The sequence below is a fragment of the Cytobacillus praedii genome, assembly GCF_001439605.1.
Classification (GTDB): domain Bacteria; phylum Bacillota; class Bacilli; order Bacillales; family Cytobacillaceae; genus Cytobacillus; species Cytobacillus praedii.
In genome coordinates, this window is record NZ_LMBX01000010.1 from 116,622 (window position 1) to 128,409 (window position 11,788).

General features: G+C 36.6%; 13 protein-coding genes and 1 pseudogene. 11 read left to right on the top strand and 3 right to left on the bottom strand.

What is annotated here, in order from left to right:
- The first annotated feature begins 100 nt into the window (after positions 1 to 100).
- From ASU02_RS12735 to ASU02_RS12745, 3 genes are all read left to right on the top strand, one after another.
- The gene (locus ASU02_RS12735; RefSeq protein ID WP_057764123.1) at positions 101 to 499 is read left to right on the top strand and encodes a hypothetical protein; all 399 of its coding nucleotides are present in this window, start codon (positions 101 to 103) and stop codon (positions 497 to 499) included.
- Positions 499 to 1,422, top strand: coding sequence for a CobW family GTP-binding protein (locus ASU02_RS12740; RefSeq protein WP_057764125.1), 924 nt, complete (start codon positions 499 to 501; stop codon positions 1,420 to 1,422). The genes ASU02_RS12735 and ASU02_RS12740 overlap by 1 nt, the downstream gene beginning before the upstream one ends.
- 220 nt (positions 1,423 to 1,642) lie before the next feature.
- Positions 1,643 to 2,485 (top strand): hypothetical protein, encoded by an 843-nt coding sequence (locus ASU02_RS12745; protein WP_057764127.1) that lies wholly within the window; start codon positions 1,643 to 1,645, stop codon positions 2,483 to 2,485.
- Positions 2,486 to 2,505: 20 nt separating this feature from the next.
- On the opposite strand, the gene ASU02_RS12750 is transcribed toward ASU02_RS12745, so the two are convergent.
- The gene (locus ASU02_RS12750) at positions 2,506 to 2,748 is read right to left on the bottom strand and encodes a hypothetical protein (protein ID WP_057764129.1); all 243 of its coding nucleotides are present in this window, start codon (positions 2,746 to 2,748) and stop codon (positions 2,506 to 2,508) included.
- A 107-nt stretch (positions 2,749 to 2,855) separates the two neighbouring features.
- Between ASU02_RS12750 and ASU02_RS12755 the strand changes: the two genes are divergently transcribed.
- The 6 genes and pseudogenes from ASU02_RS12755 to ASU02_RS26255 all read left to right on the top strand — a co-directional run.
- Positions 2,856 to 3,128, top strand: coding sequence for a hypothetical protein (locus ASU02_RS12755; protein WP_232426247.1), 273 nt, complete (start codon positions 2,856 to 2,858; stop codon positions 3,126 to 3,128).
- Between the two features lie 248 nt (positions 3,129 to 3,376).
- A complete protein-coding gene (locus tag ASU02_RS12760; protein WP_057764132.1) occupies positions 3,377 to 4,357 on the top strand; it encodes a YncE family protein in 981 nt (326 codons plus the stop codon).
- Positions 4,357 to 5,040 (top strand): response regulator transcription factor, encoded by a 684-nt coding sequence (locus tag ASU02_RS12765; protein WP_057764133.1) that lies wholly within the window; start codon positions 4,357 to 4,359, stop codon positions 5,038 to 5,040. Before ASU02_RS12760 ends, ASU02_RS12765 begins: the two co-directional genes overlap by 1 nt.
- Positions 5,037 to 6,434, top strand: coding sequence for a sensor histidine kinase (locus tag ASU02_RS12770; protein ID WP_057764135.1), 1,398 nt, complete (start codon positions 5,037 to 5,039; stop codon positions 6,432 to 6,434). Before ASU02_RS12765 ends, ASU02_RS12770 begins: the two co-directional genes overlap by 4 nt.
- Positions 6,435 to 6,511: 77 nt before the next feature.
- Positions 6,512 to 6,976: a FixH family protein gene (locus tag ASU02_RS12775; RefSeq protein WP_057764137.1), complete on the top strand. Its 465-nt coding sequence runs from the start codon at positions 6,512 to 6,514 to the stop codon at positions 6,974 to 6,976.
- A gap of 750 nt (positions 6,977 to 7,726) precedes the next feature.
- Positions 7,727 to 8,187: pseudogene (locus tag ASU02_RS26255) on the top strand (CAP domain-containing protein); the annotation flags it as partial.
- Between the two features lie 288 nt (positions 8,188 to 8,475).
- Here the strand turns inward: ASU02_RS26255 and ASU02_RS12785 are convergent.
- A complete protein-coding gene (locus ASU02_RS12785; RefSeq protein WP_057764139.1) occupies positions 8,476 to 8,952 on the bottom strand; it encodes an Hsp20/alpha crystallin family protein in 477 nt (158 codons plus the stop codon).
- Positions 8,953 to 9,138: 186 nt separating this feature from the next.
- On the opposite strand from ASU02_RS12785, the gene ASU02_RS12790 reads away from it, so the two are divergent.
- Positions 9,139 to 9,912 (top strand): SDR family oxidoreductase, encoded by a 774-nt coding sequence (locus ASU02_RS12790; protein ID WP_057764141.1) that lies wholly within the window; start codon positions 9,139 to 9,141, stop codon positions 9,910 to 9,912.
- 45 nt (positions 9,913 to 9,957) lie between these two features.
- On the opposite strand, the gene ASU02_RS12795 is transcribed toward ASU02_RS12790, so the two are convergent.
- Positions 9,958 to 11,319 carry an MATE family efflux transporter gene (locus ASU02_RS12795; RefSeq protein ID WP_057764143.1) on the bottom strand — a complete coding sequence of 454 codons (1,362 nt, stop codon included), beginning with the start codon at positions 11,317 to 11,319 and terminating at the stop codon, positions 9,958 to 9,960.
- 245 nt (positions 11,320 to 11,564) lie between these two features.
- Here ASU02_RS12795 and ASU02_RS26670 point away from each other — a divergent pair, with 245 nt between their 5' ends.
- Positions 11,565 to 11,723, top strand: coding sequence for a hypothetical protein (locus ASU02_RS26670; protein WP_165571568.1), 159 nt, complete (start codon positions 11,565 to 11,567; stop codon positions 11,721 to 11,723).
- The last annotated feature ends 65 nt before the right edge of the window (positions 11,724 to 11,788 follow it).

The following is an 11,788-nucleotide window of genomic DNA, read 5'->3' on the forward strand; positions in this document are numbered from 1 at the left end:
GTTTTACTTGCGAGAAAAGCGCTCTCCTAACTTTTGGTGAGTGCTTTCTTTATGCACGGAAAATAAATGGCTACATGAGCAAAAGCAAAGAGGTGTTACTTTGAAACAAATTTCACATCTTAATGAACAGATAAGACAGGAAATTATGGATATTGAATCGGAATGTGAATATTTAGGTCAAAAGATGGAAGATGTTTTTAAAGAGGATTTTCATGAATTAAAAGAACAAATTGTCATTGAGCTGATTCGTGAGGTCAAAGGTAGACCTGCGTCAAGGGAAGATATCTTTAATGAGAATTATGAGTCTTATCTTGAAGTTGGTGTCGAGAAGGATGATATATACTTTCCAAATGCGTATATTCCTGTTTGGAAATGTAAAAGAGAGATGTTTCATTCGATTGGATTATTAATGAGTGATAATTTAAACGTCCTTGAAAAAAAACTAAGCAATATTATTACTGAAATGCATGAAGATCATATGAAAGATAGGGATTCTTAATGAATAAAACTGAGATCTATATTTTATCAGGTTTTTTGGGGAGCGGAAAAACTACTTTATTGAAACAGCTGCTAACCGAAGAGAAGAAACAAAATCGGAAAATTGCTGTGATGATGAATGAACTTGGAAAAGTCTCGATTGATTCAGATGCAGTCGATGAGGACATTCCTCTAAAAGAATTGCTTGATGGCTGTATTTGCTGTACGATTCAAGATAAACTTGAGTCACAATTACAAGGGCTGCTTGTGATTGATAAACCAGATGCCATATACATTGAAGCTACAGGAGCTGCGCACCCAGTTGAAGTTTTGGATGCAGTTTTGTCCCCGCTATTCGCAGATCGAATAGAAGTTAAAGGAATCATCTCTGTTGTCGATGGAAAACGCTGGCTAGATCGATATACACTCAGTCCTCAGGTTCAGCAGCTGCTCATTGAACAAATTCGTCATGCAGATTTAATTTTACTAAATAAAACGGATGAGTTAACGGACGGAGAGCAATCGAAATTAACGATGGAAATCCAAGCCCTTAATTCTCATGCATTTTCTATTTTGACAACCTTTGCGAAAGTACCGATTCAGCAAATAAGAAAATTATCTACAAGTATAAAAACTGATAAGGCCCAAACACATGTAAGTACTGATTTAAAATTAAGTACATTCGTGTACCAGTTTAAATATTCCATTGATCAAATGGAGTTTGAATCCTTTTTAAGAAGGCTTCCAGACACGATATATCGAATAAAAGGTTATGTGAAATTTCATTCTTCGAGGTTTCCTAGTCTGTTTCAATATTCCTATGGCATGCCTATATATATGAAGGAAAATATGAATATGCCGCTTAATATGGTTTTTATCGGCGAAAATATTGACTGGATGAAAATAGAAGAGGAGCTGCGTTCATTAGAAACAAAAAAATCATAATCTCCAATAAAAAACGTGTTCAGTTTAAGTAGAACACGTTTTTTTTATTGAAGATTATTTAGTGCAGACGGACTACCGCCAAACAACTTCATGCTCCTCTTGGTTAGCAGAATGATTAAGGCACTTGTGCATTAATTATGAATACAAACTCTTTCATTTTGGAAAACTTTTTAAATAGAGGGTTTTCGAAAATAAATAATGAAATTGAGTGGGAAATATGATGTACCGTATTACAGTTATATTAATGATTGCTGTCCTATTTAATAGTTCAATCATATATGCAGACAAGGACAATGTGAGTATTCGGATTGAGATGCTTCCATGGGAAAAGGTAAATAACATCCTGCCAAAGTATAGTAAGTTCACTGTTTTGGATGTTGAGACTGGAAAGAAATTTCAAGTACAAAGACGTGCTGGAAGTAATCATGCAGATGTTCAGCCTTTAACTTCAAAAGATACAAAAATCATGAAAAAAGTATATGACGGGAAATGGAGCTGGAAGCGAAGAGCGATAATTGTTATTAATGGAAACCAATGGATAGCTGCCTCCATGCATGGAATGCCACATGGGGCAGGTGCATTAAAAAATAACTTCCCTGGGCATTTTTGCATCCATTTTTATGGGAGTACAACCCATCGAACAAATTTTATGGATCTTTCACATAAATTAATGATCTTAAAATCTGCGGGAAAGCTTCAAGAATATGTAAACAATAATGACCCATATGAAATTATTCGTGCATTTATTGCTGGGTTGAAACAGCAGGATGCTCAAATAGTCTCCGCAGTCTCCTTACAGAAAATTAAATGGAAAAGTTTGCTGGAAAATGTAGAAAACATAAATTTATCACGTATGCTTGTTATGCCGATAGAAGATCTTACAGAAGAGTTAAGTTTGGAAATTCCAATAGAGGTTGATATGGTTATAAAAGATTCCGGGGGAAGGTCTTTCAAAGGGAAAATTAATTTAGTCAGATTCTCTCCGTATAGTGCTTGGAAAATTGACAGCATCCAATTTTTAGAGGACAGTCAATTAGTATTAAAAAACAATAAAAAAGCTTGAGAGGATGATCTCTCAAGCTTTTAATTTTTTTCTCCGAATTTGATAAAGGTTCTTTCATCTTCCACTAATCCGCAGGCAGCGCATTGAACACGATAGTCTGGTCCCCTATATTCCATATGAAAAGGGCTTAAATTTTCACTGGTGTATTCTTCAAGAACAATACCGGAATGGGGATCCATTTTAACTGACTGAGGAACTTGCTTTATAATGTTAAAACGGCTCTTATTTGTTTTACAATTAGGACAGCGGTATGGTGAGCTCATGTAAAAACATTCTCCCTTCATAATTATTTATATCTATTTTTTGCACAATTGTTTTTATTTATGTAAAAATGGGAGAGATGCAAGTGGATGAATAGGAGGAAGCCACATTGAAAAAGAAAATGAATTTCAGTCAATTATTAAAAGAATATCGTACATTATGGAATAACCGTTTGCTTTCTGGAGATGAAGAAGCTGAATACATTCTAAAAACGGCGATAACAAGAGAATTAAAAGATGAAAATTCTCATCCCAGAGTGAGGAAGTCACCCCACGAGAAGTTTTATTTTGCTGTGAAAAGAGTGATGGAATCTCATTTAACAGAAAATGATAAACAACTGCTTATTCAAGTCCATCTTGAAATGATGGAGAATATAAAGTGATTCAATCAGTAGTTCGGTTCCTTCATCCCCGCTGATTGTTAGTTGACCTAATCATGCCAGAAATGCCAGGTCCTGCAGCCGAATCGGGTTTAACGTCTATCTTCAGGCTTATACGGGCTTGATTTCCAATTAGGTATTTCAGTGGGTTAACTAGCGATAAAATAACAATATCCACAAACCCATTTCACATTTTTATCACAAACTTTGTGTAAGATGAGGGGTAGTATATATGAAGGAGATTCCAGAAAATGATGCGGAGTTTAAAAAGAATTGTGATATTCCTGGTTGCCGTTTTTTTTCTATCATCCTGTTCGAATAAAGAATATCCGCCAGTCCAAGAGAATCTTTCGATCGCAGCAACTGTGAATATTAAAGATAAATCGCTTTCATTTATAGACCTCGACAAAATGGAGAAAATGCTAGATTGGGAAATGGACAAGCCATATACGGGAGCCATTATTTTTCCTGACGGAGACACCATTCTTTTGTATGGAAAGCAGGTGGAAACGGCTGATCTTTATTCACTTAAGAGAGGACAGAAGATCGATAGCTGGAAAACAGGCAAAGGGATTGTTAATGGCAAATTGCTGCAACAGGGATCAAAAATTGCACTGGTTGATCAGGATTTGAACAAAATCAGATTCTTTAATCTGAATGGGGAAGAACAATGGCAAGTAAAAACGGAAATGAATCCACTTACTATCTTAGAAGCGGAGAAAGAGAAAAAGCTTTTTGTGCTAAGCTTTAATAAGAAACAATTAACCGTTATTGACCTAGTGAAAAGAAAAAAAATAGAAGGTTATCCAATTCATCCATCTGCAGCGGGTGCGTGGTTAAATGATGCTAAGGGTGAAATTTGGATTGGCGGGCATGGATCGGGAGCGGAAATTGAAAAGGATATCCATGTGTACAACTCCGTTTCAGGCGAATTTATACGAAAAATTCCAGCCCCATCTATGCCCATTAACTTTATTGGCAATGACAATCATGTTTTTGTCCTAAGCCACGGGACGAGTAAGCTATATCAATTAAATGAGGATGGAAATGTGCTCGATTCGATAGTTGTTGGAGCAAATCCTTTTGAAATGCTTCTTATTGATAATCAACTGATCATAGCAGGTTATGATAGCAATGATCTTCACATCATTGACGCAGAGAATCTAAAAATAAATAAAACGATTTCCGTCGGAAATGGACCATTTCAAATTGTAGTGAGGGAGAGAAAATAATGGTGCAAACAAATATCTTAATAATCGATGATGAGGAAGATATGCGTCATCTTGCGGAAATGTATCTCGAAAACTCTGGCTTTCATTGCTATCTTGCTTCGAGTGGACAGGAAGGATATGAAGTATTAACTCATAAAAAAATCGATTTGATTATCCTTGATATCATGATGCCTGATGAAAATGGCTTTCAAGTTTGTGCGAGAATAAGGGAGAAGTACAATATTCCGATTATTTTTTTATCAGCAAAAGGCGAGGAATGGGATAAGGTGAAAGGATTCCAGCTAGGTGGGGACGATTATATTGTAAAACCATTTAGTCCAGGAGAAATGATTGCAAGGATACAGGCTGTTTTAAGAAGAGCTGGATTGACTGCTAATGAGACACAGTCGCGCGTACAATTAGGTGAAATAGTCATTGAGCGAATGGCCAGAACAGTAATGGTTGCTGATACGATGGTTGCCCTTACACTGAAAGAGTACGAGCTATTGCTTTTTTTTGCTGATCATTATGCCCAAGCCTTGAGCAGAGAGCAGCTGTTGGAGAATATTTGGGGAATGGATTACATAGGAAGTTTGCGTACTGTAGATACACATATTAAGACCCTCCGAATGAAGCTTGGGGTAGCTGATTATATTCAAACCGTTTGGGGAATTGGGTATAAATTTGAGGTACAGGCAAAATGATATTCAACATGGATAGCATTGCAAAAAAGCTTTGGCTGACAATCACGGCTGCCATCGTTGTTACGATTATTTACTCTTATTTTTTGTCTTATCTTTTTTATGAAAAGCTTTACGTTGAAAATGTCGAAGAAAATTTACTCGAAGAAGGACGCCGTCTTGCTGCTGAGTATGAAGGTGGTCCTTTATCGGATGAATTAAAGGATAGGATTGATTGGTATAGTTCAAAATCCGAAACAGAAATATTTATTGTTAGTAATCCAAGAGAATTAAGCGCATGTCTTCCTTTTGATATTGATTATGAAACATTAATCAGCGGAACGGAAAGAGAAAAACTGCTTAAAGGGAAACCAGTCAAGAAAATAGGCTACGAAGAGCGGTTTGATAGAAAAATAATGGCAGTTGTCATTCCTTTATTGGACGAAAATCGATTGGAAGGCATTATATATCTCTACATCCCTTTAGCAAAAATATCAGAGGTAACGACAGACTTTGCTTATTTGTGGATGATTGCAGGGATTTTATTTCTCGTCTTTGCCATTTTTACAGGGACGATGCTGGTGAGAAAACTGACAAAGCCGTTAATTGATATGAAGGATGCAGCAGGAAAAGTGTCACTGGGTGACTACTCAGTAAAAATTAAGAATGATTCTATGGATGAAATTGGCCAGCTTGCTCTAGCATTTAATCATATGGCTTCATCCATTCAAAAAGAGGACGAACGGAAGAAAGAGTTTCTTGCAAATGTATCTCATGAATTAAGAACCCCGATTAGCTACATTAAAGGGTATAGTGATGCTTTACATACTGGAATAATTAAAGAAGAAGATCAGAGCAAATATTTAAGCTTAATTCATAGGGAAGCAGGAAGAATGGAGAGACTTGTAGGAGATCTTCTTGATCTTTCAAAGCTCGATTCGAATGAATTCAAGATTGAAAAAACCCCACTTCCACTTGGTCAGTTAATAGAGGATGCTGTTCAGAAATACATTTTAAAGATGAGAGAAAAAGAAATCGAATTTAATTTCGAAGTAGATCCCGACGTTATCATTAATGGGGATGCTGGCAGAATAGAACAAGTCCTTCAAAATATTCTCGATAATTCTATTCGCTATACCGATAACGGCAGGATTACATTAAAGATGTATAAAATAAATGAAAGATGCTCAATTGAAATTTCGGATACTGGCGTGGGGATACCTGCTGAGGATATGCATAAAATCAAACAGCGTTTCTTTCGTGTAAATCGGGCGAGAACAAGAAAAGATGGCGGTACAGGCTTAGGGCTCGCAATTGCTGAGAAACTAATTTCACTTCATGGCGGTACATTAATCATTGATAGCAAGCTTGGAAAAGGAACAATGGTACAAATCAATCTACCTGTTCTAGATATTTAAATGTTTTTTCACATATACCACACAACTTAGAGTTAAGATGACAGTAAAGCAAGACTAATATAAAGGGGATTATACGAATGAAAAAAATATTATTACTGCTCGTTTTATTAGTAACTGCAGTTTTTACTGCAGCATGTTCATCAGAGAGTAAGGAAGAAGAGCCAGCCATTCTAGATGTGAAATTAACGATTAATCCGGAAAAAGCTGAAGTAAATGAACCAGTTGTTTTTGAGGCGAACGTTACATATGGAGAGGAAGAAGTGACAGACGCCGAGGAAGTTAAATTTGAAATTTGGCGGGCAAATGATGAAAACCATGAAAAAGTGGCAGTCGAGCACGCAGAAAATGGCATCTATCGTTTAGAAAAAAGCTTCACTGAGGAAGGAACTTATTATATTTATTCTCATGTTACGGCAAAGAATATGCACAGTATGCCTAAAAAAGAATTCGTCATCGGTCAGCCTAGTGAACCAGAGCAAGATGACTCCGAAATGAAGATGAATATGGAGGAGGAAGAAGCAGAACATAATGGTGATCATTAAAGAAAGCAGCCAAGCGGCTGCTTTTTTAGATTTTAGGTGCTGTTTCTCCTATTCCTTCCATTCTATCCATCATTGTATATTCACAAATGTAATATCCGCGTAATATAAGTAAAAGAAATACACCGTCAAAAAAACTGTCAATACTAATTTTCTAGTATTAAACTGGAAGTTTCCTAATTGGAGAGCCATATATGTAAATCCTATCCATGGGGAAATTAACCGTAAGTTTCATACTAAAAACTAGTAAAATAAAGGATTATCACCTATTCTAGTATTTTTTCAACCATTCAATTTTCTAATAATTGCTAGTAAATTAGTTAAATGTAAAATCCTTCCTAAAATATTACTAGAAACCGTGTGTTATGATGATTGTGCAAGTTACACAGCACTACAAAAAATAAACCAAACACATCAGGGAGGATTTATATAATGAATAAAAAAGTAATTTTTTCAGTAGCAGCTGCAGCAGCATTATTAGTATCTAATCCAGTAGTTAACAAGGCGGACGCGGCAGCAAATTGCCCAACTCCACAACAAGTTGTTAAAATAAATCAATCTACTATCCTTAATAAGGATCAAATCAATAGTGAGATTCAAAAATTAATGAAAGAATACAATATTACTTGGAATATGAATCAAGTAAATCAGCAAACAGCTGTTAAACAGCCAGTACAAAAGCCAGCACAGACACAAACTCAAAAGCCAGCACAGACACAAACTCAAAAGCCAGCACAGACACAAACTCAAAANTACAGACTCAAACTCAAAAGCCAGCGCAAACTCAAACTCAAAAGCCAGCGCAGACACAGCCTTCAACACCTGCATCTTCATCAGTAAGTGCGTATGAGCAAAAGGTGTTAGAATTAACAAACCAAGAACGTGCAAAAAATGGCGTTCCTGCATTAAAGCTTGATGTTGAATTAAGCAAGGTAGCACGTACGAAATCAGCTGACATGAAAGCTAAAGGATATTTTGATCATAACAGCCCAACTTACGGATCACCGTTCGATATGATGAAGCAATTCGGTATCACGTATAAGTCAGCTGGTGAAAACATTGCCATGGGACAACGTACACCTGAAGAAGTAGTGAACGCATGGATGAACAGTGAAGGACACCGTAAAAACATTTTAAATGCAAGCTTTACACATCTTGGAGTAGGCTATGTTGCAGATGGAAACTATTGGACACAAATGTTTATTGGAAAATAAGTAAATAACAACAAAGAGAGCAGTTCCATTTGGGACTGTTCTTTTTATTTTCTAGGAATTTATATAATCAAATATTGCAGATAACTTTGTGATGAGGTGATCCTACATTCAGCAAATCAAGAAACGCTCCAGCAGCAGTTACTTCACAAGAGCATAAGCAAAAGCAAAAGAGAGGTGCTCCTACCCCCTCTTAGGTCTAAATCCAACTTCCCAGAATGATACAGAACACCTTTCTGTGATGCTCATCTTATGCTTGTCGGATTGATCAATGCGCTTCCATATTTGATTTTATGAAATATCATCAGTAACATCTACTTCAGAGAACTGCATATCTACATTTTTGGGAATTTTCACTTCAAGTATACCGTCCTTGATATGTGCAGTTGTTCCCTTTTTTTTGACAAGTGCAGGAAGTGTAATAATATGCTTATCTTCATATTCTGGAATATGCTCAATAATCATTTGGTTTGATGTATGAAAAAGCCTCAATTTCTTCCGCCATTCCTCTTCTTTCAACGGGATTCTTACATAGACAAAATCGTGAGTTTCAAATACTGAAGAGGACAGTTTTGAAGCGCTGGAGGGCTGCTTTTGCTGTTTTGCAAATCCTTGCATGAAATCTTGTGGATTCATCATCCCCTGCATTTGTTCGGGGATCATTTGTCCCATCATGTTTTGGATATATTTATTAATATCTTCAGAGTTTATTTGCTGCATCGCCTTTTTAGCATCTTTATGAAATGGAAAGAGATTCCAAGGAAACATGGGGTATCATCCTTTCAAATACAGGAAAAGTCATTAAGGAAATATGGATTCTTTTCATATTATGCTAAGTATGACCTAATCGTTAAGGAAAGTTGTGAGAGAATAGGTAAATTCATTTCATTTGCATATCCGAATGGTTACGAATAATATATTAGTTAAAAAGCTATATTACTGTGGGGTATGCTTGTGAGAGAAAAAGCCGCATTAATAACTGGAGGGGCTACTGGAATCGGAAGACAAACAGCGTTTATACTTGCTCAAAACGGGATTCATTTAGTGATTAATTACCGAAACAGCAAGGAAAGGGCTGAATCGCTCGCGTGTGAATTGTCTGAAAGATTTGGAACAAGAAATATTGCTGTAAGCGGTGATATATGTGATGTAGCAGATTGCCAAAAGATTGCAGCGGCAGCGCTTTCAGCTTTTTCAACGATTAATATTCTTGTACATAATGCTGGCCCTTACATACATGAAAGAAAAACGATGACTGAGTACTCATTTGAAAACTGGCATTACATTATTAATGGGAACTTAAACGCTGTTTTTTATTTATCCAAATTATTACTTCCTAAAATGCGAGAAGAACAGTGGGGCAGAATTATAACAATTGGCTTTGATCGTGTAGAGACAGCCCCAGGCTGGATATACCGTTCAGCCTTTGCTGCGGCAAAAAGTGGAGCTGTTTCATTAACAAAAACAATGGCTCTTGAGGAAGCAGGAAACGGAATTACAGCTAATATGGTTTGTCCTGGTGATATAACAGGCGAATGGAAGGAAACAGGAATTCTTAATGCCCTTGAAGGCATGGATGGGAATTCACCCGTTGGCAGGTCAGGAACAGGGGAGGATATTGCCAGGGTTATTCAATTTCTAATTGATGAAAAATCCGATTTTATAACGGGAAGCGTGATATCTGTAACCGGTGGTAAAGATGTATTAGGTAAGGTATTCAGGGATTAGGATAAAAAAAGACAGGGAAGAAAGATTTTTCTTCCACTGTCTTTTTTATTCAGCAGATTTAATGTTCAATCTTTTTCTCTGTATGAAAATAAGTCTGCTTGATAAACAGATAGCACCCGCAGCCAGCCCAATAATTAATCCAATCCAGTAGCCGAACGCTCCCCAGCTTGTAAAGTTTGCCAGGCAATAGCCCACAGGCAAGCCGATAATCCAATAGGAAATCAGTGACATAATAAATGTGATGTTTACATCCTTATAGCCTCTTAAGGCTCCTTGTACAGAAGCTTGAATCGCATCTGATAGCTGGAAAAAGATTGCAAAAATTAAAAATTGGGCTGTTAGTTTAATAACAAGTGGATCTTTCGTATAAATACCCGCAACTTCTGAACGAAAGAACAGGAGAATCACGCCACAGACAAATGCCATGAAGACCGCGATAGAAACGCCTATCCAGCTATATTCTTTTGCATCCTTTAATCTATCTGCACCTACCTCAAATCCAACAACAATGGTCAATGCCATGGAAATGCTTAATGGAATCATGTAGAGAAAAGAGGAAAAGTTTAGTGCTGCCTGATGTGCTGCAATTGTTGCCGTGTTATATTCACTCATAAATAGTGTAACCGCCGCAAAAATACTTGTTTCAAAAAAGATAGAAAAGCCAATTGGTACGCCAATGATCAAAATTTCCTTCCACTTGGCAAGAGAGATTCGATAGAATGTTTGGAATATCCCAAATCCAGAAAACGGGATTTGCTTATGGATGATAAAAATTGAAATAATTGTAATTACCCAATATGTAATTGCCGTTGCATAGCCTGCTCCAACCCCTCCTAGTTCAGGAAAACCTAACTTACCATAAATGAGGAGATAGTTAAAGATCACATTGATTGGCAAGGTAAGTAGAGTGATCATCATAGTCACACGTGTTTTCCCAAGTGCATCAATAAAAGAACGAAGAACACTATAAATAAATAAAGGAATCATTCCGAAGCTTAAAGCAATCAAATAATCACGGGCTGTTTCGTAAACCTTGGATTCCAAACTCATTCCATTTAAGACTGGATTAAGCGCAAAACTGCCGGCAATGATGACAATGATAGCCATGGCGATCGCAAGGTAGATCCCTTGGATAACCGAATTTGCAACCTCATCCCGTTTTTTGCCACCGATTAACTGGGCAACAATCGGTGTAATGGAAAGGAGAATCCCGCTAAGACCAGTGAAGACTGGCATCCAAAGCGAAGAACCAATCGCTACCCCTGCTAAATCCTTTGAACTGTAATGACCAGACATAGTCGTGTCAAAGAAACTCATTGAATACATAGCAAGTTGAGTGATGAGAATGGGAATCAAGATTATAAGCAGCTGCTTGATCTTTCCTTTTTTGTTGAATGTTTGATTCATATAATTTATCCTCTTTCTATTTCAGTACAAAAAGAAATTATAGCATATTTTTTTCAGGACTGTTCAGTTTTCGGAAATTAGGATTGCGGGTTAGTATATTCTTTTTTTAGAAAAAAAACATAACAATTTTGCAATTATGTGAACTTTTAAAAATCATGAATGAAATGAAATTCATATGAGAAATATATGTAGTAAATGAAAAGGTCAATTTAATTGAAGGAACTGTTAATGAAGGAGAGAAGGTCATGAATTTTAATTTAAACAGAATTAATCCAAATCAGACCCAAGTGTTATTTCACGATGGCCGCTTTGAAACACTAACAAACGAAGAACTAGAGGAACTAATGTCACAGATGGGGATCAGCGAGAGGGCAAATGAATTGGAATCGAATGTAACGGATTAGGGGCTGCACCTATTTATGGGCAGCCCTTAATAATAAAAAGCCAATTTTAATTAAAAAATTGGCTT